The organism is Paenibacillus enshidis (assembly GCF_042136365.1).
Classification (GTDB): domain Bacteria; phylum Bacillota; class Bacilli; order Paenibacillales; family Paenibacillaceae; genus Paenibacillus; species Paenibacillus enshidis.
This window is the reverse complement of the sequence record NZ_JBHHMI010000007.1, coordinates 40,353-64,966: the sequence shown is the minus strand read 5'-3', so window position 1 is coordinate 64,966 and position 24,614 is coordinate 40,353. Positions and strand designations below refer to the sequence as shown.

General features: G+C 52.5%; 21 protein-coding genes and 1 riboswitch. Of the genes, 4 read left to right on the top strand and 17 right to left on the bottom strand.

The window, feature by feature from the left end; translation table 11 throughout:
• The first annotated feature begins 68 nt into the window (after nt 1–68).
• Nucleotides 69–1,175, top strand: a complete 1,107-nt coding sequence (gene mqnE, locus ACE41H_RS10270; RefSeq protein ID WP_375355134.1) for an aminofutalosine synthase MqnE — start codon at nt 69–71, stop codon at nt 1,173–1,175.
• Between the two features lie 52 nt (nt 1,176–1,227).
• The gene (locus tag ACE41H_RS10265) at nt 1,228–2,295 is read left to right on the top strand and encodes an NAD(P)/FAD-dependent oxidoreductase (protein WP_375355133.1); all 1,068 of its coding nucleotides are present in this window, start codon (nt 1,228–1,230) and stop codon (nt 2,293–2,295) included.
• A gap of 121 nt (nt 2,296–2,416) precedes the next feature.
• Here ACE41H_RS10265 and ACE41H_RS10260 read toward each other — a convergent pair whose 3' ends face one another.
• Together ACE41H_RS10260 and ACE41H_RS10255 are read right to left on the bottom strand one after the other, a co-directional pair.
• Nucleotides 2,417–2,647: a helix-turn-helix domain-containing protein gene (locus tag ACE41H_RS10260; protein ID WP_375355132.1), complete on the bottom strand. Its 231-nt coding sequence runs from the start codon at nt 2,645–2,647 to the stop codon at nt 2,417–2,419.
• A gap of 699 nt (nt 2,648–3,346) precedes the next feature.
• Nucleotides 3,347–3,598, bottom strand: a complete 252-nt coding sequence (locus ACE41H_RS10255; RefSeq protein WP_375355283.1) for a YuzB family protein — start codon at nt 3,596–3,598, stop codon at nt 3,347–3,349.
• Between the two features lie 86 nt (nt 3,599–3,684).
• Here ACE41H_RS10255 and ACE41H_RS10250 point away from each other — a divergent pair, with 86 nt between their 5' ends.
• On the top strand, nt 3,685–3,927 hold the full coding sequence (locus ACE41H_RS10250; protein WP_355322210.1) for a NifU family protein: 243 nt from the start codon (nt 3,685–3,687) through the stop codon (nt 3,925–3,927).
• Between the two features lie 78 nt (nt 3,928–4,005).
• On the opposite strand, the gene ACE41H_RS10245 is transcribed toward ACE41H_RS10250, so the two are convergent.
• From ACE41H_RS10245 to ACE41H_RS10210, 8 genes are all read right to left on the bottom strand, one after another.
• A complete protein-coding gene (locus tag ACE41H_RS10245; protein ID WP_375355131.1) occupies nt 4,006–4,773 on the bottom strand; it encodes an SDR family oxidoreductase in 768 nt (255 codons plus the stop codon).
• A 139-nt stretch (nt 4,774–4,912) separates the two neighbouring features.
• Complete coding sequence (locus tag ACE41H_RS10240) at nt 4,913–5,749, bottom strand: MetQ/NlpA family ABC transporter substrate-binding protein (protein WP_375355130.1); 837 nt, start codon at nt 5,747–5,749, stop codon at nt 4,913–4,915.
• A 73-nt stretch (nt 5,750–5,822) separates the two neighbouring features.
• Complete coding sequence (locus tag ACE41H_RS10235; RefSeq protein ID WP_375355129.1) at nt 5,823–6,491, bottom strand: methionine ABC transporter permease; 669 nt, start codon at nt 6,489–6,491, stop codon at nt 5,823–5,825.
• Nucleotides 6,488–7,507, bottom strand: a complete 1,020-nt coding sequence (locus tag ACE41H_RS10230; protein ID WP_375355128.1) for a methionine ABC transporter ATP-binding protein — start codon at nt 7,505–7,507, stop codon at nt 6,488–6,490. The genes ACE41H_RS10235 and ACE41H_RS10230 overlap by 4 nt, the downstream gene beginning before the upstream one ends.
• Before the next feature lie 125 nt (nt 7,508–7,632).
• Nucleotides 7,633–7,775: riboswitch (SAM riboswitch) on the bottom strand.
• A gap of 176 nt (nt 7,776–7,951) precedes the next feature.
• Nucleotides 7,952–8,671, bottom strand: a complete 720-nt coding sequence (locus ACE41H_RS10225) for a Cthe_2314 family HEPN domain-containing protein (RefSeq protein ID WP_375355127.1) — start codon at nt 8,669–8,671, stop codon at nt 7,952–7,954.
• Nucleotides 8,672–8,728: 57 nt separating this feature from the next.
• On the bottom strand, nt 8,729–10,495 hold the full coding sequence (locus ACE41H_RS10220; protein ID WP_375355126.1) for a UbiD family decarboxylase: 1,767 nt from the start codon (nt 10,493–10,495) through the stop codon (nt 8,729–8,731).
• A 167-nt stretch (nt 10,496–10,662) separates the two neighbouring features.
• Entirely contained in the window at nt 10,663–11,586 is a 924-nt protein-coding gene (locus tag ACE41H_RS10215; RefSeq protein WP_375355125.1) for a COX15/CtaA family protein, read from the bottom strand.
• Nucleotides 11,587–11,753: 167 nt separating this feature from the next.
• On the bottom strand, nt 11,754–12,098 hold the full coding sequence (locus ACE41H_RS10210; protein WP_375355124.1) for a thioredoxin family protein: 345 nt from the start codon (nt 12,096–12,098) through the stop codon (nt 11,754–11,756).
• A gap of 158 nt (nt 12,099–12,256) precedes the next feature.
• Here ACE41H_RS10210 and ACE41H_RS10205 point away from each other — a divergent pair, with 158 nt between their 5' ends.
• On the top strand, nt 12,257–13,516 hold the full coding sequence (locus tag ACE41H_RS10205) for a DUF2515 family protein (RefSeq protein ID WP_375355123.1): 1,260 nt from the start codon (nt 12,257–12,259) through the stop codon (nt 13,514–13,516).
• 13 nt (nt 13,517–13,529) lie between these two features.
• Here the strand turns inward: ACE41H_RS10205 and ACE41H_RS10200 are convergent, their stop codons facing one another.
• From ACE41H_RS10200 to ACE41H_RS10170, 7 genes are all read right to left on the bottom strand, one after another.
• On the bottom strand, nt 13,530–15,167 hold the full coding sequence (locus tag ACE41H_RS10200; RefSeq protein WP_375355122.1) for a putative polysaccharide biosynthesis protein: 1,638 nt from the start codon (nt 15,165–15,167) through the stop codon (nt 13,530–13,532).
• Nucleotides 15,168–15,191: 24 nt separating this feature from the next.
• Complete coding sequence (locus ACE41H_RS10195; protein WP_375355121.1) at nt 15,192–15,671, bottom strand: DUF456 domain-containing protein; 480 nt, start codon at nt 15,669–15,671, stop codon at nt 15,192–15,194.
• A gap of 42 nt (nt 15,672–15,713) precedes the next feature.
• Nucleotides 15,714–16,451: a Cof-type HAD-IIB family hydrolase gene (locus ACE41H_RS10190; protein WP_375355120.1), complete on the bottom strand. Its 738-nt coding sequence runs from the start codon at nt 16,449–16,451 to the stop codon at nt 15,714–15,716.
• A gap of 159 nt (nt 16,452–16,610) precedes the next feature.
• Entirely contained in the window at nt 16,611–18,689 is a 2,079-nt protein-coding gene (locus ACE41H_RS10185) for a peptidoglycan D,D-transpeptidase FtsI family protein (protein WP_375355119.1), read from the bottom strand.
• 182 nt (nt 18,690–18,871) lie between these two features.
• Nucleotides 18,872–21,190: a glycoside hydrolase family 3 N-terminal domain-containing protein gene (locus ACE41H_RS10180; protein ID WP_375355118.1), complete on the bottom strand. Its 2,319-nt coding sequence runs from the start codon at nt 21,188–21,190 to the stop codon at nt 18,872–18,874.
• 16 nt (nt 21,191–21,206) lie between these two features.
• Complete coding sequence (locus ACE41H_RS10175; RefSeq protein ID WP_375355117.1) at nt 21,207–22,805, bottom strand: response regulator; 1,599 nt, start codon at nt 22,803–22,805, stop codon at nt 21,207–21,209.
• Complete coding sequence (locus ACE41H_RS10170) at nt 22,753–24,582, bottom strand: sensor histidine kinase (protein WP_375355116.1); 1,830 nt, start codon at nt 24,580–24,582, stop codon at nt 22,753–22,755. The genes ACE41H_RS10175 and ACE41H_RS10170 overlap by 53 nt, the downstream gene beginning before the upstream one ends.
• Nucleotides 24,583–24,614: the final 32 nt, after the last annotated feature.

Below are 24,614 nucleotides of genomic sequence, written 5' to 3'. Positions count from 1 at the left end.
AACGGGACATCCTGTGTGTATCAGCAGGCAGTATGCTGATCGCTCAGCAACTTGGAGGAGGAATAGGCATGTCCACATTAGTATCACCCTTTACAGAGCGAAGAATGGCGGAGATCGTTGAAAAGGTGCGCTATGGCGAGCGTCTGACGCTTGAAGACGGCGTATACCTGTATGAAACGGACGACCTTCTGACTTTGGGCCAGCTTGCTAACGAGGCCAATTTACGCAAGAACGGCAAAAAAGTGTACTTTATTGAAAATATGAGCCTGTACTTCACTAATGTATGTGAAGCCCGCTGTGCATTCTGCAATTTCCGCAAGGATCAGGGTGATGAAGGCGCCTATACATTGTCAGGTCAGGAAATGATCGACTATGTTGAACAGCACATCCATCCCGGAGTGCGTGAATTTCATATTGTAGGCGGGCATAATCAACATGTACCCTTTCAATATTATGTGGATTCGCTGAAGGCGCTCCATGACAAATATCCGCATGTTACCCTAAAAGCTTATACGGCTGCCGAGATTGATTTCTTCACCCGCATCAGCGGACTCAGCATAGAGGAAGTGCTGCAGGAGCTGCGGAAGGCCGGACTGCAAACATTGACCGGCGGCGGCGCTGAAATTTTATCAGACCAATACCGTCAGAAAATGAAAGTCACTAAAGCCAACGTGGAACGTTATCTGGAGGTCCATCGGACCGCACACAAGCTTGGCATGAAAACCCACACCACCATGCTGTACGGATCGGTTGAATCCTACGAAGACCGCGTTAGTCATATGCTGCAAATTCGCGAGCTGCAGGATGAAACGAACGGCTTTATGGTGTTTATTCCCCTGTCCATGCAGCCGAAAAGCAAAAATGCCGGCATCATGCGGCGCAATTCAGCCTACGAGGATCTTAAGACCATCGCGATCAGCCGCCTGATGCTCGACAACATCCAGCATGTGAAGGCTTACTTCATCAACATCGGTCCGCAGCTGACACAGGTGGCGCTGTCCTTTGGCGCATCCGACGTTCATGGCACGATCGTCCGTGAGCAGATCAGCCATGCTGCCGGAGCACTCACTCCTGCCGGTCTGACCCGCAAAGAACTTATCTGGCTCGTTAAGGGAGCCGGCCGCATTCCGGTGGAGCGGGACACCTTCTATAACGAAATTCAAGTATACGAGTAATCTGCTGCATGCAATGGGCACAATCGTTACCCAGAAAGGGCGAGACCTTATCATGAAGAAATTCGTCATTCTTGGAGGCGGCTACGGCGGCCTCACTATTGCCAAAGAACTGCTGGATAAATCCCTTCCACAGGATACCGAGCTTGTGCTTGTGGACCGGATGCCTTTTCAGGGGCTTAAAACGGAATATTATGCACTGGCTGCTGGAACGGTATCGGACTTTGAACTGAGAGTCGCCTTTCCGGAACTCGACCAGCTTACCCGCAGATACGGGGAAATAACCTCCATCGATTTGGATGCCAAAATCGTCCACTTCCAGGACGGTGATCCGCTGCAATATGATCAACTGGTGATTGGCCTCGGGTGTACAGACCGTTATCATAATACCCCCGGCGCTGAAGAGTATGCCTGCACAATCCAATCGTTTAACAGCACACGACAGACTTATATGCGCTTGAATGAAATCAAGCCCTGCGGAAGCGTCCATATTGTCGGCGGTGGCCTGAGCGGGGTGGAAATTGCAGCCGAATTGCGGGAGAGCCGGCCGGACCTGAACATCTCCATCATGGACCGGGGTGATCGGGTACTCTCCTCCTTTCCGCAGCGCCTGTCCACCTATGTGCATGCATGGTTTAAAGAGCATGATGTGAATGCTATGTCTCATGTCGCGGTAACCAGGGTTGAACCTAACGCCATCTATAACCACGATGATCTCATTCATACCGATGCCGTCGTATGGACGGCCGGGATTCAGCCGGTGAAGATCGTTCAGGATCTCAAAGTAGCCAAAGATCCGCAGGGCAGGATCGTTCTGAACGAGCTGTACCAGATCCCGGATCATCCAGAGGTATATGTCGTAGGGGATTGCGCAAGTCTTCCTTATTCGCCAAGTGCGCAGGCAGCGGAAGTCCAGGGTGAGCAGATTGCCCATATCGTCCGGGCCCTCTGGAAAGGGGAAACGCCCCATGTGCATCCTATCAAGCTGCGCGGCACCCTGGGATCATTAGGCAAGAAGGCCGGATTCGGCTACGGCTTCCTGGGCGGCACGGCACTGCGCGGGCGTATTCCCCGTCTGCTCAAAAGCGGCGTCCTCTGGAAATCGAAGCGCCATTTCGGCTGAATCTTGTGGTACCGTATAACATGCCAAAACCTGCCCTCTGTAGGCAGGTTTGTTTTTTTACTGATATCACGCCGTAGGGCGCTACAACAAGCGGCAAAAAATCAATTCAAGCTTGAGGATTCTAAAGCCTCTTATTTTGATCATTTTTTTCTTCTTTAATATACTCAATGATATCCTGTACCTCACAGTCCAAAGCCTCACAAATTCTGTTCAATGTATCGAACTTTACGCCATCTGTTTCTTCGTTGTACAGCTTGGCAATCCCATTTCTATGTAACCCGGTTAAACGGGATAGATCAGCAATGTTAATTCTTTTTTCGCCCATAAGACGAGATAAATGGACTTTAATCATACGTTCCCCTCCTTATAAAAATGCACACCAAAGTGTTGACAACGCATACTCCGATATGTATATTTAAGTAGATAAAACAAATACTATAGTGTTCATTTTGTACATCTTAATGTTTGAAGCTTTTATAAGAAAAACGTCTATCAACGTACATTCAAAGAAGACAGACCATGTTTAGCGTTTAGCGGTAGTTTTTCTTGCGATCTCAGGAAGCTGACTCCGCGATGATTATACATTCTGACATCTTAAAAAGAGGTGAGAACATGCTGGAATCGCTCGAATCTTTGGCCGAGCCATTAATTCGAACGCGCATAGAGTTATTATACAATAATTTGTCCCATTCGCGGCCAGACTATAGTCAACTAACCCAAGAATGTGACAGTTACTTCCGATCTATTCGCAAGGCTTCCGGGACGCACTTCAGTTAATGAATGAATTACAAAAGTACAATTGGATCACAGAACAGTGAAGGGGATGGTTTTCAGGGACATTTTCGCGGACTTATACACAAAAGCAGCGGAGAGGACGAAGCAATTCCGAAAAAGCGGAGCGTTCGCCTTTGGCCCGAAGGGTCAACAGCGATTGTAGGAATGCTTCGTTCTCGGAGCGTCTCACAAACGCACGAAAAGAGTGCCCCCGGTCAATGGACCTTTTGGGACACCCCCTTTTAATCCGACAGTGTAGTGATGCTTCTCCTGACCATCAGTCAATATCAAGACTTTCCCATGCCTCGGCTTCCTTAATTTTGGCGATAATCGCCTCATACAATGCTTCGGGCGAATCCGCCGCCACAATTTCACCGTTGACCATCGCGTACGGCTGGGCATAACACTGTCCGCAATTGTTGAGACAGCCGTACTCGACAACATCGTATTCGGGATTCTCCTCAAGTCTGGGCATGACATCCTCGGTGCTGGTATTGCTGCTGCAAAATTCTATGATCGGTCTCATGATTTTATTTCACCTGCTTTTGGCGGGAGCATTTTATTTTGCTCTCGTTTGTAATATAATAAACCTTATAGGAAAGGAGTTGAACTCTAATGAGCGATAACACAATCACCATGTATGATGAAGTGTTGGAAGTTTTGGATAAATTGCGTCCGTTCCTGCAGCGTGACGGTGGTGACGTTGAGCTGGTTGACGTGGAAGACGGCATTGTGAAGTTGAAGCTGATGGGTGCCTGCGGCAGTTGCCCAAGCTCTACAATTACACTGAAAGCCGGTATCGAACGTGCTTTGCTCGAAGAAGTTGACGGTGTGCAGGAAGTAATACAGGTATTCTAATATGCTTCAAGCATATTGACGGTAAGGGCCTTGACTTCGCAAGAAGCCAAGGCTCTTTTTTGCGGACTCCCTATCCATCTACAGTATCGAAGGACGGATCGGGTCCAGGCCTCCTGAAATGTCCATAATATTGCCTGTAATAAAGTCGGACGAATCCTCGCATAAATAAGCAATCACGCGCGCGATATCCTCACCGCTGCCCGGTCTGCCTCTGGGTGTCTCATGATCCTCCATGCCGCGAACCTCGGCAATCGTCTTCTCCTTATTGTCGCCCCGAATGTCTCCGGGACAGATCATATTGACCGTGATTCCCGACGGAGCTTCTTCAACAGCCAGAGTCTTGGTAAAAGAGACCAAACCCACCTTCGCCGCTGCATATACCGCCCGGTGTGGCCATGCTCTTCCCTCCGCAGCATGTCCAAATCCAAAATGGATAATTCTTCCCCACCGCTGTCTGCGCATAAGCGGAAGTACCAGATGATCCAGCAGCATCGTGCCGACCAGATTCCCGTTCAGCATCGCATGAATTTCAGCAGGCGTGTAGTCCGCAAACAGCTTGCGTTCGCGTATAAAAGGCCCTGCATTATTCACCATAATATCAACACCGCCGAGTTTAAGCTCCACCTGGGTCACAAGCTTTTCAATATCCTGCTGCCGGGAAATGTCCGCCTGAACGGCTGTACACCGAACTCCCTTGTTCTGAATGATTTGTTCCAGCTCCAGAGCTTCCGTACGGCTGTGTACATAGTTTATCGCAATATCGAACCCTTGATCCGCCAAATGTAAAGCTGTCATTCTCCCCAGCCCTTTGGCGCTTCCTGTAATCAGGGCAACCTTTGGTTTCAACGTACTTCCTCCTCTGCAAAGAGAACGCCACAGAATCAGTATAAAAGATTTGGGTCCATGCCTCAACTTGTCCGGGGAACAGCAAGTAAAACCGCCCCTGCCTGAAGGCAGAAGCGGTGTGCGGATACGGTCTGTTCAATTAAAATGCCGGGACGATAGCTCCCTGGTATTTATCTTCAATAAATTTCTTGGCTTCCTCGGATTGCAGGGCTTTGGCCAACATCTGAATGCCTTCGGAATCCTTGTTATCCGGACGGGCCACCAGCAGATTCGCGTATGGAGATTCTTTGTCTTCGATGAACAGGGCGTCCTTCGTCGGATTCAGGTTGGCTTCCAGCGCATAGTTGGTGTTAATGACCGCCAGGTCCAAGTCAGGCAGCTGGCGCGGCAGCATGGCCGCATCTGCGTCGCGGATGTCCAGGTTCTTCGGATTGCCAGTGATATCTGCAATGGTAGAGTTAATGTCCGTGTTGTCCTTCAAAGTAATCAGACCTTGCTTGGCCAACAGCATCAAGGCGCGGCCAGCGTTTGTCGCATCGTTAGGGATGCCTACAATGGCGCCGTCCGGAACTTCATCCACGGATTTGTATTTTTGCGAATACGCACCCATAGGCTCAACGTGTACTGGCACTACTGATACCAAATCCATGCCGCGTGCTTTGTTCTCGCTGTCCAGATACGGCTGGTGCTGGAAAAAGTTCGCATCCAGTTGCTTGTCGAACAGCTGCACGTTCGGCTGCACATAATCGTTAAAAGTAACGACCTGCAGGCGCACACCCTCTTTTTCCAGCGCAGGCTTGATCGCTTCAAGGATTTCAGCATGCGGCACAGCGGATGCACCGACCTTCAGCTCGATGCTGCGCGATGTTCCCGGATTATTGTCCGCAGTTGCCCCCTGACCGTTTTGAGCGTTCCCGCAGGCTCCCAAAATCAGCAGTAATGCAAGGCTTAAGAAAGCAAATGACCATTTTTTCATAACGTGTAATCCCTCCAAAATTTAATTTTTTTAAAAAATTGGGTATGAATAAGGATCTATATTTAATGTTTCCTTATTTCCGTGTATAATGCCGCACCAGACGATCACCCGCCATTTGCAGCACCTGAACCAGTACAACCATGAGCACAACGGCGACAATCATGACGGCCGTGTCATAACGGTAATAACCGTAGTTGATCGCCAGCGCACCCAAGCCGCCGCCGCCGATCATCCCGGACATGGCCGTATAAGACACGAGCGTGACAATCGTAATCGTTAATGCGGCGAGCAGTCCCGGCCTTGCCTCACGGAGCAGCACGCGGAAGATGATCTGCCCGGTGGAGGCTCCCATCGCGTGAGCCGCTTCAATAACACCCCGGTCCACCTCGCGCAGGGACGTTTCGACAAGCCTTGCGAAAAACGGCGCCGCCCCGATGACAAGCGGGGGAATCGTGCCGATCACTCCAATGGAGGTGCCAACGATCGCCCTCGTTACAGGGATCAATGCGACGATCAGAATGATAAACGGCACGGATCTCAGTATATTAACGATAAATGACAGCACGGTGTAGACCACCCTCATCAGGACAAGTGACGAACGGCTGGACAGGAACAGCACGACCCCGAGCGGCAGACCCAGAATCAGTGTGAACAAACCGGATATCAGCAGCATTTGGATCGTATCCATTGTCGAGCTGCCGATCTCATTCCAGTTAATCTGTGAAAAATCAAGCTCATTCATCCGCCGATCACCTCCACATCAAGCCCCTGTGCCGACAATTCCTGCGTCGTCTCCCGGATCGCCTTCTCGTCTCCCTCAAAGCGGACGGTAAGCAATCCGTAGGGCACATTTTTCAGCGTGGAGATCGTGCCCTGCAGGATGGCAAAATCCACACCGGTTCGCCGGACCGTGCGTGATAAAATCGATTCATAGGTTTTATCACCCAGGAATGAAATTCTCACAGTCTGCGAAGAGGACGGATGGGAGGCGGCAATCGCTGCCTGCAGTTCTTCTCCCTGGTCTGTCTCCCTCATAATAAATTCCCTTGTCACCGGATGCTGCGGCTTGATGAAGACTTCAGCCACCGGACCCTGCTCCACGATTCCGCCCTGATGGATAACAGCGACACGGTCGCAGATCCGCTGGATCACATGCATTTCATGCGTAATCAGCACGATGGTCAGATTGAAGCGCTGATTAATATCCAGCAGCAGCTTCAGAATGGAAGCCGTCGTCTGCGGATCGAGCGCCGACGTAGCTTCGTCACACAACAGCACGTCTGGATCACTGGCGAGCGCGCGGGCAATGCCGACCCGCTGCTTCTGTCCGCCGGATAGTTGTGCCGGGTACTTAGTGGCATGCTGCTCCAGCCCGACAAGCGCGAGCAGATCCTTCACCTTCTTATCAATTTCCGCTTTCGGTCTGCCGTCAAGATGAAGCGGAAATGCGATATTGTCATATACAGTCGCGGAAGACAGCAGGTTAAAATGCTGAAAAATCATCCCGATTTTGCGGCGTCTGGATTGCAGCTGCTTCCGGTTAAGTCCTGTCATATTTACACCATCGATCCACACCTCACCCGAGCTTGGCCGCTCCAGCAAATTGATGCAGCGAATCAGTGTGCTTTTTCCTGCTCCGGAATGGCCAATAATGCCGAAGATTTCACCTTTGCCGATCGATAAGTTCAGGTTGGACAGTGCCGGTGTCATCCGGCTGCCTTTGCCATAAAACTTCGTTAGCTCTCTGATTTCAATCAAGTTGGTCCGTCCCCCTTCTCTTCCTTGTACCCCTTCCCACCAGAACTGTCTCTTTTTTTGTCCAGTTAAAGGAAAATAGCCCTTTTCGCAAATGAAAAGGGCTTCTGCAATCCAGCAAAATCCGGTTCTCATCTGCCAATACTACTTAAACACAGTGGTATTGTTGGAATTAGCACCATGACGCTGCCCCCTAAGCGTTTAATAACGCCGGGGTGCAGCCGGTTGCCGGGCTTCATCGGGCCAGTCCCTCCGCCTCTCTCGATAAGAGATTATATGGTTGTTTCAATTATTTCGAGTTTGGAATATCCATTCTATAACCTTCATAAAGCTGACATTAAACTAGATTTCAGTATAGATACTTTACATGGCTTTGTCAAAGGTAATTTTGCGAAAACGTTTAGAAAAATTTCTGACAGTTACATAGGAAGGATGCAAACGACGATTTTACTTGCCTGACGAATGCCTTTCCCACTGCTGATTCGTATATTCGAACGCTTCCGCTACCGACCGGCAGACCATGTCCAAGCCCTGCCGCAGATCGTCAAGATGCTCATCCAGATCCTCAAGCTTGATTTTGCCATACAGCGCCCGCTGCTTCTGCCACAGATCATCCTGCATTTCCACGTTCATGTAGTGCACTTCCGTATTTCTGCGTTTACGCAGCCGGTCAAGCGGCTCTCTGAATCCGTCCTTAAGCTCAAACAGGCGATCAGCCAGTCTGTCGTGGATTTTCAAATACCGGAACTGCCGCAGCACGGTGAAATAGGAGTAATGAGCTTTTACCCTGGATGTGTTCATATCGTAAAAGTCATTCAGCAAATTGCCGAGCTTGTCCAGCATAGAGAACACCCGGATAAACCCATTTTTGTAAAAGTACACATACCGTTCATAATCCGCACGCTCCTGCCCGGTCATTTCCTCGGAAAACTTCGCATGCACCTTCTTACGGAAAAATGCCGCAGCGAACGTACTCTCTTCCAGCTCGGTCAGGGAGGACATCAGCCCGTGTGTCAATATTTCGGCCTTGCGGAAATCGGACGTCGGATCCCCGCTTTGCTCCATCTGGCGCTGCAGCAAGCCCAGCGTCCGCTTCATGCTGTTCATCGCCTGCAGCAGCATTTCGTTATCCTGCCTTGATGGTTCTCCCAAAAGCTCACGCAGCATATACTCAACCTCCCCATGTCTGTTCCGGCCCTTCGAAGCTTATACTTTCTGAAATCTTCACAAACCGTAGCTTTTCCAGCGTTCATCCACCAAGTGCACAATGTCCTCACGCGGCAGCACCTCATCCGGGTAACCAGGCTTCATACGCGCATCCACTACGATCGGCAGCTTGTAATTCAAATGATGCAGCTTGACTTCATGATCGGCAAACATATCCGTTGCCGGATTGAAGCGGGTGAATACTGTCCACAGGAAAGAGGCCTGTGATCTTACTACCTCTTCGGCGTTATCCACTATAAATACGAGCGGCCACTTCTGCTCCATGGCAGATATGCGCTGCAGCACATGCGCAGGCAGCTCAGGCTCCTGCTCGTAGGAGGCTCCCGAGATAACAAGGCAACCGCCGCAATAGGGCTCGATACGGGTGATGCCAGGCAGGTCCCCGCCCTCATACATCCGTGGCAATTCACGCACCGGCTCGCCGACACCCATCAGCACGGCCTTGCTGCCATGGTTAAGCTTACGCCCCGTATAATCGAGCGTATCATGCGAAGTATGATTGAGGATGAACAAATCCTGTGCCGGATTGAAGCGCTCCAGAATCGTCTCCAGCAGCACCGTAAAATTTGACAGGTCGAGCGGCTTGTCCGTCAGCATGAGGAACTTGGTCAGCGAAAGCTGGCCTTGCCCCAGGATCGTAAAGGCAGATACGAGCGCCTCGCGCGAGTAGCTTTCACGCACAACCGCAGCAGCCAGCGCATGAACCCCGGTCTCCGCATACGCCCATAAAGAGCGCACAGCCGGCATAACCAGCGGATAAGCCGGTGACAGCAGGCGCTGCAGGAATTCGCCCAGATAATAGTCCTCCTGGCGCGGCTTGCCTACAATCGTAGCCGGATAGATGGCGTCCTTGCGGTGATGCACATGCTTGACATGAAATACCGGGAAATCATGCTTTAATGAGTAATAGCCGAAATGGTCCCCAAACGGCCCCTCCGGACGCCGCTCATGCGGAGGCACATAACCGCTGATCGCAAATTCAGCCTCTGCAGGAATACGATGTCCGCCCAAAGGATCTTCCGTCATCGGCAGCTTGTCACCCATAATCAGTGATGCAAGCATCAGCTCAGGCAGATTCTCGGGAGCGGGGGCGATCGCCGAAGCGATCAGCGCAGGGGGGCCACCCAGGAAGATCGTAACTGGCAGCGGCTCGTTGCGCTGCTCTGCTTCGTGATAGTGGAAGCCGCCTCCTTTATGGATCTGCCAGTGTATTCCCGTTGTGGAGTCATCATAGACTTGAATCCGGTACATGCCCAGGTTATGGTCTTTGGGCTGGCCTGGCTTCTCGGTGTACACGAGCGGCAGTGTAATGAACGGACCTCCGTCCTCATGCCAGCTTGTGACACGCGGCAGTTGCGCGAGAGGCGCCTCCGTTCTCTGCACGCCCAGCACGGGGGCTTCTGCGGCGGAGACCGTTTTTACTCCTACCTTAATCATGTCCCTGATCAGCCCACGTTCATTCCACAACGCTTTTGGAGTAGGCGGAAGCAGTGTCTTCGTTGCATTGACGATGGTCTTCATCAGCTGTTCCGGGCGCGGGCCAAAGGCCATATCCACCCGCCGGTCCGTGCCGAACAGATTGCTGACGACCGGAAACGGCGTTCCTTTCACGTTGGTGAACAGCAGAGCCTTGCCCTCCTGCTCAATCACGCGGCGGTGAATCTCCGCCAGCTCAAGATAAGGATCAACGGGTGCTTCAATAATATGCAGGTCATTTTCTTTGCGCAGCGCTTCAATAAACTGCCGCAGATTCTGATAGATCACGGGTATGTAGTCCTCCTATATTGAAAGCCGCCGCAGATGCTGGGGCAGGCCGGTAATATCAAGCCTTAACCAAAACAAAGTCCTCGAGCAGCTCGCGGACTTTGCTTGTTCTGATCTTATTATAGGGGTTTACCTGCTTTTGGGCAAAACCGGATATTGCAATCCCCTTAAGTACGCTGAAGGGAAGCGTTCTGTACGGCCATTTTCTCCGGTGACAGCTGCCATACCCGGAAGCTCATGTAGCACAACACGGCGAACAGGGCTGCAATAATAACCATGTGCGACAATACGACAAACATGTACAGCTCCGGTCTTCCCGCCGTATAAAGCAGCGCAATTCCCACAACAATCTGCAGGGCAATGAGGATAACGGAAGTTACGCCAAGAGCGCGGATATCGCCATGATCCGGATGCTTGCGATACGCGAAATGACCGACCGCCAGAATAATAACGAACAGGATGCCAGCTGCAATCTGGTGCAGCGATAACGGCGCAATCCCCAAAAAGGAGTTAATGCGGTTCTCGGTGGAATGGCTCAGGAACGCCCCTGTATACACCGCAATGTACGTATAGACGGTTGACGCCCAGATGAAATTGCGAAAGCCGCGCGAGACCGGCTTTTTGTCATGGCGCAACACGCGGCGGGTATCACGATCCTCCTGCCAGGCGCCCAGCGTCATCATTGACGCGCTCGCAAAAGCAATGAGCGAAAAGCCGAAATGCAGCGCCATCACTGCGGCGGACTGGGAGAACACGACAGCCAGCGCTCCCATCATTCCCTGAATAATGACAAAGGCCAGCGTCATGAATGAGAAAAATTGCAAATCACGCCGCTTTTTGAAATAAATCAGAAATCCGACAAAGGTGGCAATGGACAGCAGCCCCGCCAATCCGCTGACCGAGCGGTGTGAAAATTCGATGACAGACGCAATCGTATGAGCCGGAACGAACTTGCCGTTGCAGGTCGGCCATTCTCTGCCGCAGCCCAGGCCCGAATCGGTTCGTGTCACCACTCCGCCGCCAAAGGTCGCCAGGAACATGACAATACAGGTCGCAAGCGCCAGCCATTTTAGAACTCGTGTACTTTTCACTATATCTCACCTGTTTTCATATTTTAGTTGCAAGCATTCCTTTAATAAAAATTATAACTGATACAAACATCATTGACATAAAGCCTTTGTGACAAAATGTTAACGTCTCCGTAGCAGCAAAAAAACGCCTCCCTTGAAAACAAAGGAGACGTTCCGCTTGGATCAGCTTATGCTTTTAATGCGGTATGGACCTCAACTGCCCGGTCAAGAAACTGTTCGATTTCCGCGCGGGATTTGCGCAATTTGTTCACAAGCCGCACCACTTCCTTGCCGTTGCTGAAGGCGATGAAGCTTGGAATGCCAAGCACGTTATGGGCTTCGCTGACGCCCTCTGCTTCCTCAACATCAACCTGGATCAGCTTCAGAGCATCCGCATACTTCTGTTCCACGTCCGGCATAAATGGATCTATAAATTTGCAGTCACCGCACCAGTCAGCCTTAAATACGGCCACCGTTAGCCCGGGAGCCTGCACGGCCTGATCGAATTCCGCCTTGTTTCTGATTTGCTGCATATTGCATACCATCCCTTCGAATCATTTTATGAATCACCGAAGCTCGTCTATATTCTAACCTGAAAAAAGGTTTTTGCACAGACTTCCGATTCCGGTTGGAACTCCGTCTCCCAAGCCATACTGGATATTAAAGAACGTATGAAAGGAGGAAAGGCATCATGCGGAACGGCTGGCTGCGCTCAGGAATGCGTCTGCTTGGAACGGTGCCCCGTACGGCCGGGGATGCGCTGAAAGGCAAATATGCGGCATGGAAAGCCTCCAACAGGCTCCGCCATCCGCTGCGGGAGCAACCGTGGAGCACCAGTTCCGCTGCAGCGGCGCTGGAGGAAGCGGGGCGCATGCTTGCCATGAGCGGACGAACTATGCGCGAACCGGCTGCGGAACCACTGCTTTGCAGGGAAGATCAGGATCTGTTGGAACAGATTCACAACGAGACCGCAAAGCATAACCGCAGCAATCTTACGCGCACAGCCGCCTATCTCGAATGCTACAACAGCCACCCGGAGCTGCACTGGGCGTTGCTGGCCCACCTGGTGTCCCGCAATGGCGGATATAACATGACCGATTTAAAGGGCGGACTGATGGCAGACCTTGTGACCGGCAAGGAGAGAGAGTGGACGTACCGCTTGCTTGAGAGATGCAATGCTCTCATTTTCCAGGATGCGTATCCGCAACTGCGGCTGTACGCGCACAGCCGCCGGCTTGGGCGCAGTTGCTTTCACCTGCTGCCTTTTTTCCACGTCTCTGTTTTTATGAGTCCGTTCTGGGAACGGTTTTGGACTCTGCGGGACAGCCCCCTTCTGACCGTCGCGCTCATCATTAATGAGCAGCATTATATCGAGGGGCGGGTGATGTGCAACCCGTACTTCAGGAAACACGTTACCCGCAGCACATCGTTTCGCACGCATCAATGGCTGCAGCTTAACCATATCGTGTTTCCGCTTGGACAGGACAGCGGGCTGGCCGGGCTCGTGATCGAGCAATTCGCCGATTTGGACGAGCGCATCGCTTTGGGGAAATCCCTCTACGCCATGCTGTTCGGTTATGAACAGGTGCTGACGCAATCCCTTTCCTTCGCCCGCAAGGTTCCGCACAGAGGCTCGCGCAGCGATTACTGGCCCGGCCTCTTTACAGCCGACAGCGAAAAAGCGCTGCACTCTCCTCACGAGAGCACAACGCTTCATAGCCGGGAATGGCTTCCTTCCGGAAGTAAATTGTACAGTCCGACACTGGAACAGGTCTGGTCTGACACGCCTTATGATCCGATCCCCAGGTATGACTGGTTCGCGGGATTTTTGAACCCGTCTTATCTGAGCAGTCCGCGGCGGCCATATCTGTTCGAGATGACACATGAGCACAGATTCGGCATTCAGAAAATCGCCGCCGGCCATGATGCGGAAGCTCTTCTTTTTCAATGAAGAATGCCAGTTTTTATCCCCGCTGGCCGGATGAACCCGGCTGGAGGCGCATCAGTGGGCGCAGCACCTTTTGCATCATTCGTGGATAACTGCCCAGCTCGTCCCGGCGCAGCACGCGCAGCAGCACAAGCAGTACGAGATAACAGATGACAACCGTTAACCCGGAGATGATGCAGGCCACGAAGAAAACGATTCTGGAAGGCGACGCTCCCGCTGCAGCCAGAACCAGCGTATTCGCGCCGTAACCAGCCGCTCCTGCCGCAAGCACGGTCAGGATAAAGCCCACCCATCTGCCGCCCAGGATCGAAAACGAAACCACCTTTTTCAATACACGCAGATTCAGATATGTAATGGTCAGAAAACAGAGAGCGGTGGCCGCAATAATGCCATAGATGCCGTAGCTGCCAAACCATGTCGCCAACAGCCAGCTGGCTGCCAGTTTAACGATCAGCCCGGCAGCGACACTGATCATGGAAATATTCGGCTTGCCAATGCCGATCATAATGGAGTTGGTTGTCATCATCGTAATCTGAAATATGGTGCCGAAGGTCAAAGCTGCGATAATGCCGCTTCCGTTCAGCGAGCTGAACAGCAGCCCGTTCACTGAATAGGCGGCCGCGCAAAGCGCGATGACAATCGGCATGCCTGTCAGGATCGAAATGCGCAGTGCGGATGTAATCTGATTGCGCAGATGATCCCTGTCCTGGCGCGCGAAGGCTGCTGAAATGACTGGCAGCAGTGACTGGCTGAGCGCAATAGCGAGAATCGGCGGAATGCCTGCGATGCTCTGCGCCCGGTTGCCCAATATCCCCAGCGTCTCCGTTGCCGCCGCTTCGCCGAGCTTGTCAAGCAGCAGTATCTTGACGATCGATGTGTCGATAAAGTTAACCGCTGGAACGGCAAGGGAAGAGAGCACGATCGGGATGGAGAGCGTAAAGATGCTCTTATAAATTTGCAGCAGCGGCAGCTGTTCCGAAAGCGCCGCGCTGATTCTGCCCTCAGCATCAGCGCGGCGCATTTTGAATGTATAATAAAGCATGACCGCAAACGCCCCAATGCTGCCGAACACGCCGCCAAAGGAGGCCCCGGCCGCCACCTGCGCATCCGAATACCCGGCCTGCAGCAGGAAATAAGCCAGCAGAATGGCAATGCCGACGCGGGCAAACTGCTCCACGATCTGTGACACGCCCCCTGCGGTCATGTTGCCTCTGCCCTGAAAATACCCGCGCATCATCGCGATGGCCGGAAACAGCAGCAAAGCCGGCGCCAGCGCCTGGATCGACAGCGCCGCTTCCGGCGTCTTGGCGATATGCTGTGCATAAAACGGAGCGCCGAAATACAACACTGCTGTAATGACAATGCCGGCACCTGCTGCAAATATGAGAGCCGCCTGGTAGACGCGGCGCGCCTCCTGCGGCTTGTTCAGCGCATAACGCTCGGATACCATTTTACTGAGCGTGCTGGGAATGCCGGCGGTTGCGACCGTAAGCAGCATCAGGTATACGCTGTTCGCTATCGAAAACGACGCATCCCCGATGTCCCCGAGCAAATGCTCCAGCGGAACCCGCTGCACGAGCCCCAGCACCCGTGCCACCAATGCTGCCGCCGCCAATATCAATGTGCCTTTAATAAAGCTTTCCTTCTTGGACAATGTATGTTCCCTTCCAACCGTCATTTAGAGTATATAAAACAGGAAAACGATAATCATCACGAGCTGTAAGATGAATTTCATCACCGTGCTGGTGAACAAGCCGACGAGCGAGCCGAACCCGACCTTGACCGCTTTATCCAGCGGCTGCCGATGGATGAGCTCCCCAAGCACGGCACCGATAAACGGCCCGAGAATAAGCCCGAAAGCCGGGATGACAAAGGGACCGATGATCACGCCGACCGTACTCAGTACGGTGGACAGCTTCGAGCCCCCGAACTTGTTCACTCCCCAGGCGTTTACAATATAATCTGCCACAAAGAGGACGACAACGATCAAAGTTTGGATAATCCAGAACCAGACGGTAAAGGATGAAAAGCTGAAAAACCAGCCATATACAAAAAACGCAAAATAGATCGCCAGCGCGCCCGGAAGAACCGGGTATACCGCGCCTATCATCCCGATGACAAACAACGCGATAACTAGCACCCAACCGAGTATATCCATAGCTGCCCCCGTTTCCTAGCGGCCTGCACCACGACCAGCGAATCAGACGAGAATATGGTCACGAATGACTTCTACTATACCGTCTTCATTATTGCTGGCCACGACCAGATCCGCGGCTTCTTTAACCGTTTGCTGGGCATTGCCCATCGCTACTCCGAGGCCAACCGCCTGGATGACGGCCAGATCGTTCAGACTGTCTCCGACCGCGACGACCTCCTCCATCGTAATGCCGAGCAGACCGCATACTTCCTTAACACCGCTCTCCTTCGAGATGCCTTGCGGATTGATTTCCAGATTGGTGGGGGAGGAGTTGGTAATCTCAAGCCCGCCCAGATTTTGCAGCTTGATGAGAATTTCATGCCTGAGCTCATCATTTTCCGTGTTATACCCGAATTTAAGCCATTCGAATCCTTCCAGCGAAGCGGGCCATCTCTCTGTATTGAACAATCCCTCGGTGGTATAGGCCCAAAACCAGCTGTCCGCCTCATCCGCAATTTCCTTCATCTGGCGGATCATCTCCTTATCCAGCAGGTGGCGGCGCCACAGCTCGCGGGGAGATTTCCACACCTCACTGCCGTTTACCGTGACCATCGGCGTTTTCAGCCCCAGCTCCTGCCCGTAGGGCAGGGCGCTGGATGCCGCTCTTCCCGTCGACAGGCAGACATGAATGCCCTCCTGTGACGCTTTATGAATCCATTTGGTCGTTTCCAGTGAAATTTCATGGTCATCATTAAGAAGTGTGCCATCCATATCGAGCGCAAGCAGCTTGTATTTCCCCATGGTCCCTCTCCTCCTGTATGTCCAGTTATGTATCTTTATCTCTCCAGGTTAGGCTTTGCAGCCCAACGACATTTTACCACAAAAGAAAAGAAGCTCAAAAGAAAAAGCTTCCCGCCTTTGCACACGAAAGGGAGGAAGCTCTCTAATGATCATGCCGGATCAAGGCTGCTGCTGTTCATTTTGCCCGCCCTTGTCTGTCTTCTTGGGCACGCCGTCGAGACCGTATACCTCATCGTACACCTCGAATATTTTACGCGCGACAGGTGCGGCGCTTGTCGCGCCAAAGCCCCCTTCAGGAATGACAACCGCTACCGCCAGCTTGGGATTATGGCGGGGAGCAAAGGCAATAAACACACCGTTGTCCACCATCCCTTTTCCCGGCACCCACTGCTCGGAGGTTCCTGTCTTGCGGGCAAAATCATATGGAAAACCGTTGAAAGCCGCCGTTCTGGTATTCATGCCGCGAATGACCTCATCCCAGTAAGCATCAGGGAAATCCACCTCATTCAAAACCTTGGGCTTGATGGTTCGCACCACATTGCCATGGGCATCCTTGATTTCACTTACGAGATGCGGCTGCATCCGCTTCCCCTTGTTGGCAACAGTGGCGGCATATTGTGCCAACTGAAGTGTAGTATATTTTCCTTGCTGGCCGAATGAGCCCTGCACCATGCGTGTCAGCACGCTCTCAGTCTCATTTGTGTATTCAAGCCTCCCGAGGTATTCGCCCGGAAGATCCACGCCTGTGGATACGCCCAACCCGAACTGCTTCATATATTGATCCCAGACCGTAATGGCTTCGGAACCATACTTGCTGTGCAGCTTTTTGCCGACCATATCAACCATGAACGTATTGGAAGACACCTCAATAGCCCTTGCCGGCCGCATCGGGCCGTAGGCATGCCCGCCCGAGTTGCCCACACGGGAAGAGTTGTTCCGGCCGTAATAAGCGGAGCCGTTGTCATAGTAAGTGTCCCCCGTAGTAAACAGCCCTTCCTCCAGTCCAATCAGCACAGATAATGGCTTGATGGTGGAACCGAGCAGCAGCACCGATTCCGGATGCGAGCCTGGTCGATCCGATTTCACGGGCCAAATGGTGCCGTTCATGTACATAGGCCCTATTTTGTCAAACACGCTTGGAGAAACCCCGCCGGTCTGCCATACATTCGTGTCATAATCCGGCATGCTCGCCATCGCCACCACGTTCCCAGTCTCTACTTCCATGGCGACCGCATATCCTGTCACCGCATCCCTGTGAACCTTGCCGGATACGGCATAGGTCTGCAAATATTTCAGCTGATCCAGAATGGCCTGTTCCGTCTTCAGCTGTATCTCTTTATGAATAGTGGAGTAAATATTGTGGCCCTTTTCAGGCGGTGTAACCGATTCAACCCCATCCGGCAGATTGCGGGGGTTAATGGTCACGGTTTTGTAGCCGTTTTTGCCGCGCAGCTCATCCTGATACTGCAGCTCCAGCCCGTCGTAACCCACCGTTTCCTCTTCCTGGTACACCCTGCCCGGATTGTTCTGGGAATCCGTTTTTTCATGAATGGCCCCATATTTATCCTCCAGGCTTGTGCGTGCGTTCTTGTACTTTCGGATATAACCTACAGCTTGAACTGCCACCGTATCCGGATCATAATGACGCACTCCCTCCTCCACGATGTCGATGCCGGGGTAGCGGTCTTTGTTCTGAAGAAAGTAGGCGATCTCGCCACTGCTTAACCCCATTTTGATCCTGCGCGGTGTAAATCCGCGGTGTGTTACATAATTTCGGTCCATTCTGTTCATGATTTCTTCCGCCGTCAACTTCTCGGCATCGTTGTCCCCGTTGTCTGCAAATACTTTCTCAAGCTCCCGGCTAAGCGCCTCCAGTTCCGGAAGAATCCGGTCCTCCTCGGCGCGCTTGGCCTCCATGGTTTTGCTGTAATCCTTCTGAAGAGTCAGATACAGCGATTGCACAGGGGTGGAATAAGCCAGCCGGTTTTGACCTGTCGCATCATAGATTGTTCCCCTGACCGGGGACAGCGGTACATTGCGTGCAGTCGTACCGGTCTCCTCTTCCCTGAGCTCTTCTCCTTCAACGAACTGCAGGACAGCCAATCTGACAATTAAAATCGTAAAAAGCAGGAATGAACTGAAGAAAAAAATGTTCATTCTGGTAATAAAGGCTTTTCTCCGCTCTGCTTCGGTGTCGGCGTTTTGATGTTGTTTCTGCAAAAGGGGATGTTTCATCATGAGAAAATCAGCTCCCGATAGCGCACAATTATCCTAATTTTACCTCAAAGTGCCGTCAGGAAATTAACAACCAGATGACAAAATTGTAAGCTTGAAACCAGACATAACACAAAAGAACCTCCACACCCGCCCGCAAAGCGGTGGTGGAGGTTCGAAGAGAGCTTAGCGATCTTTTAGGGGTCTTAATCCGCAGTCACCGCGAGCTCAAGCTCCAGTTCCTCTGCAGCTGCGGAATTCGTGCCAACCATGACGTTAAGCCGGCACGGCTCCAGCGAAAATTCCATGTTCCGGTTCCAGATCGACAGCTTCTCCTCATCCAGCAGGAAGGTGACCGTTTTCGTTTCCCCCGGCGCAAGCCATACTTTCTCAAACGCCTTCAGCTCAAGCCTGCGGCGTGTGATGCCTGATCCGCTGGCTTGAATATATAACTGGGCCGTCTCGGCTCCGGCCGTTTCCCCGGTGTTCTCAACCTCAACGCTGATCTCGAAAGCTTGCCCCTGCCGCAGCTCCGAAACAGCCATAGAGGCAGACTGCGCACGCAGACCGGTGTAGCTGAAAGCTGTATAGCTCAAGCCATATCCGAACGGATATAAAGGCAGGGAGCTTAAGTCGGCGTAATGTCTGATCCGGCTCGGTTTTTTCTGATTGTAATAGACAGGCAGCTGACCCACAGCACGCGGCAGCGAAACGGACAGCTTGCCGCTCGGATTTACCTTGCCGAACAAAATCTCCCCGATCGCCTGTCCGCCCTCTGTCCCCGGATACCAGGCGCACAGCAGCGCGCCGCAATGTTCATCAATCGCCGTCAGCTCGTGGGGCCTTCCCTGGATCACGATGACGACAACGGGTGTACCGGTTGCCTGGATTTCCTGCACCAGGCGCTCCTGAATTCCACCCAGCTTCAAATCCGCTACATCAACACCTTCGCCGCAGTCCATTTCTGATGCGGCTCCTTCAGAGATGATCGCTTCGCCGTTATTGTCAAAATCCCCGCCAAACTGACGGGCACTGCTGCCGCCAACAACAACCACAGCGACATCCGCGTTTCGCGCCGCCTCCACAGCCTCTTCCAGCCCCTCCGTGGATTCGTCGCGGATACCGCAGCCGCGCGCATACATGATCTCCGTATCGGCGGGAGCCGCCATCCGGATTCCCTGCAGCACGGTCGTGCCTGTCCCTTTACGCTGCACGCTTGTATAATCGCCAAGCTGATTATACAGATTGTCCGCATTCGGACCGATGACCGCGATGCGGCGGGCACTGTTGTTCAAGGGCAGCAGCCCGCCATCATTGCGCAGCAGCACGACCGACTCGCGCGCCACCTGCAGATTGATTGCCTGCGCGGCATCGCTTTTTACGACAGCGGCAGCACGTGCAGTGTCCGCATAAGGCTGATCAAACAGCCCCAGTCTGAACTTGAGCAACAGCACGCGGGCTACCGCCCGGTCTATGTACTCCTCCTGAATCAGCCCTTGCTCCACCGCCTGCTGCAACGTGGTAAAAGCTTGATCCCACAGGCTTAAATCCACACCGGAGGACAGCGCCAGTGCAGCGGCGGCTTCATAGGAATCTGCCAGCGCAAGCAGACGGTCAATCGCCGTTCCGTCAGCCATGACGATGCCGTCAAATCCCCATTCATCGCGCAAAATGCCGGTAAGCAGCCTGGTGTTGGCATGGCAGGGGATACCGTCGATTTCATTATAAGCCGCCATGCAGCCAGCAGCTCCCGCACGGACGCCTGCCAGCATGCCTGGCAGGTGAATCTCGCGCAGCTCGCGCTCGCCAATCGCCGTCGGACCGGAGTTCAGTCCTCCTTGCGCTTCACCCTGTGCGCACAAATGTTTAAGCACGACAGCAACCTTGTCCGGCGCTTTCAGGTCAGCGGCATTGGCCCCCTGCATGCCCCGGACAACAGCCTCAGTCATTCCTGCCGCCAGATAAGGGTCCTCCCCATAGCACTCTTCGGAACGGCCCCATCTCGGTTCATGCAGGATATCAAGCGCCGACACCAGACCGATATGCGCCCCCCTGGCGCGGATTTCCGCCGCAACCTGGGCATAAGCGCTTTCAAGAAGCGACGGGTTCCAGGTAGAGCCTGCGCCGAGATTCACGGGCAACAAAGTTCCGTCCAGCGCCTGATGTCCATGAGGGCATTCTTCAGACAGCAAAACGGGAATACCAAGCCTTGAATGCTCGATCACATATCGCTGCACTTCATTGGCCACCTGCGCATTGTCGACCGTTGGTATGCCGTTCGCATAGTTGACTCCCGACCAGGGATCGCTGCGGAACAGCCCGTAAAGTGCGCCCATCCCGCCGCCGAAAGCCACTTCCCGCTTAAATTCGTCTGTCAGTTCATATCCCGTTTCATTGCGCCGGTAAGCATCCCAGCCATACATGCGCTGGTTCAGCTGTCCAACCTTTTCCTGCAGCGTCATCCTGGGCAGGAGATCTGCCGTTCTTTCCTCCGCTGAAAGCGAGCTATCCTTATACTTTTCCATGCCTTGATCCCCTCCGTCAATGTTTAACGTTCAGTGCCCGAAACTCCTTTGGTGTCATTCCCGTATGCGATTTAAATACGGACACAAAATACTTGTATTCCTTATAGCCCACCTTGTCGGCAATTTCAAACACTTTGTCATGGGTCGTGGCGAGCAGACGCTTCGCATGGTCAATGCGCAGCTCATTCATGTACTCGGTAAAGCTTTTACTGGTGCTCTGCTTAAAAATATAACTAAAATAGCTTGGTGTAATTTTAAGCCAGGCCGCGACCTCGAACGCCTTAAGTTCGTTGCAGTACTGCTCCTCCATATATTTCTTGGCTTTTTCAACAATCCAATAGGACTTGTCCAACCCGTTTTTGCTCATAAGCTGCAGCAGATGCAGCATTTCCTCATTCATCAGCGCCTCTAAGCCGTCATAGGAATTATACACATACGGATCGGCAGTTTCCCCGCTTCCATGATCAAGCTCTGTCAGTCCGCTTTGGCGCAGCCGCTGGCGCAGCAGGATGGAAACCTCCTCACAGGCTTTAACCACCTCATTAAGGAGGAAGCCCCTCTCTTTGAAAAATAGAAACATATCCCCCACAATTCGCTTCACATCTGCAGCGTTCTGCTTGAATAGGGCTGCCACCAATAGCTGCACCCTGTCGGCGCTGTTATACTCCAGCATGGTTCTTTCGCTCTCGGCACGCTCCCGCGATTCAGGCAACAGGACCGCCGCCTGATCCAGCACGTGATACTCCAAAATCCGGCGGGCCTCCGTGCAGTGCTCAGCCGTGTCGTCCAGCCTCTCATATGGGCGAGAAACGGCGCAGTATAGCCGGATACCGCCTGTCATAGGCCGCACCGCCTCCGCAAGCGCCCTTTCCCATGCTTCGCACTCCAGTACCTTGTCCGCAACCGCCAGCGTAAACAGCAGATTCATATGATCGAATATGGAAATGCTACGCAAAGAATGCCTTTCAAGACGGCGGCGTACGGATTGCAGCCACTGCTGCTGGACATCCGCATATTCCAGGTCAGACAGTCCTGTGCGCCAGACGGAGAACTGATCGATTTGCATCGCAATGATGCGGTATTGTTCGCCCTGCAGATGAGACGGCAGTTCTTTATCATAATAAGGTACGTTTCGCACCATATTGGATAACCACAGTGTATCATTCGACAAACGCTGCGTATCCTCCTGGCCGGATTGCACATCTTTTTCATTCCTTATTTCATCCACGACCTTGCGGACAACGGTAACCAGTTCATCAATATCAACCGGCTTGAGCAAATAATCGGTCACGTTCAACCGTACAGCCTGGCGGGCATAAGCAAAATCTTCGTAACCGCTGATCATGATGACACGCACATGCGGATAGCGGCTCTTTAACTGAGCGGTCAGTTCCAGACCGTCCATTCCCTCCATACGGATATCGGTCAGGAGCAAATCGATTTTATGTTTCTCTGTCAATTGCAGAGCCTCTTCTCCGTCATACGCTTCACCAGCGACTTCTATACCCAATTGCCCCCAGTCTATCGTATAGCGCAGGCCCTGACAGATTACCGGTTCATCATCAACGATCAGCATCCGGATCGTCTGTTTCGATGCCTCGCGGCTGTTCTTCATGCTCCACCCCTCCTCCGTTCCCGGTAAATGGAATCTTCAGCCTGATCCAGGCCCCTTCCCCATCCGTTTGCATCAGTTCCAGGCCATAACCCTCTCCAAAATGAATGGACAACCGTTCGTGAATATTGTGGATCGCTCCCGTCCTGCCGCCAGAACCTGAACTCCCATGACGCAGCGAGAAGTTCAACGCCTCCAGCTGTGCGGAAGGAAATCCTTTTCCATTGTCCCGCACATCCATCCAAATTTCGCCATCATCCACATAACAGCGGACAGATATGGAATTCACTCTTTTTTTGCGGTCCAGCCCATGCTTCAGAAAATTTTCCACCAAAGGCTGAATCGTGGCCTTCAGCGTAACCGTACCGGCAATCGTCGCTTCGGTATACAGCGTATAGACCAGTTTTTTTCCCAGACGGCGCTGCTGCAAATACAGGTAAGAACGCACAAACTCAAGCTCCTGGAGGATCGTGGTCACATAACTCCCGCTGTTCAGGCTGGAGCGAAAAAATTTGGACAACATTTCAATCAGCTGGCTCGACTGCTCCGCTTTCTCCAGCCGTGCCGTCCAGCGGATCATATCGAGCGTATTGTAAAGAAAATGAGGGTCCATCTGGTTCTGCAGCAGCTTGAGCTCCGCCTCCCGTTCGCGCAGCTCCAGCTTGTATTTGTGCTCAATCAGCTCCTTGATCGTGACGACCATGTCGTTAAACTGGCTGTTTAACTCTGCAATTTCATCATTCGACTCAATGGGCACCCTTGCGCTGAAATCGCCCAGCTTAACCCGGTTCGTCTCCTTCTTCAGCCGCAAAATCGGGCGGATGATCGTATAATGGAAACCAAACAGGGCCGTGAGACCCAGCAGCAGAATGGAGCACAGAATAAGGTTCATCGTCCATTTGACGCCACGCAGCTCGTTATCAAGCACGGATTGGGGAACCATGGCCACAACGGTCCAGTCCGTATTTTTCATTTCATGGTAAAAGGTTAAATAGCTGCTTTGCTGTAACTTATAGCTGAAAAAACCGTCTTCCTCCGCTTTAAGCCTGCTCAGCAGTTCAGCTTCCGGCCTGAATCCGTCCGGAAGCAGGCTGCCGGTCTGCAAAATGTTCTCGCCCTGCGGACCGACCACAAACACGCTGCCGTTTTCCTTGACAATGCCGCTTTCCAGCAGCCCGGCTACACTTGATTCATTCAGCCTGATCACCAAATGACCCAGCGGAACGCTGATATCCGTGTAAGAATTGAGCACACGGAACAGGGAAATCAGCCGGATATTGCCGCTCCAATCGCTGTATATAGGGTAACCTTCACTCCACACAATACCTCCTTTGAGGAGATCCGCTTGTTTCAGCCAGAGTTGTTCGTTGCCCCGCACCGGCTCCCCCATTTGGATAGAGTTGCCGTTACGGCCGGAAATCGTTATGGATTTAATATAATTTTTAGACATCAGTTGAAATGTAAGGAAATCCTCAATGTTTTGCTTGCGGTTATCCAACTGGTCCCCGCTCAGTGGAGAGTGGATACGCAAAAAATCCCGCATATCCGGGTTCAATATTAAATAATCCGCGATATCCTCCACCATTTTGATTTGCTCCTCAAGCTGATTGGTTACCGTATCCAGACTTACTCTGGTAGCCTGCACGAACTGATCGTGCAGCACCAGCGTAAACCGGTACTGCACAATCACGCCCACGCCAAGGGTCGGAAGAATGATGAAGAGCAGAAAGATCACGAGCGCTTTTTTGGTCAAACCAAAGCTTCTGCGTTTTGCCGCCATAACTTTTCTCCCCCCGAGCGCCCGGCTGGACG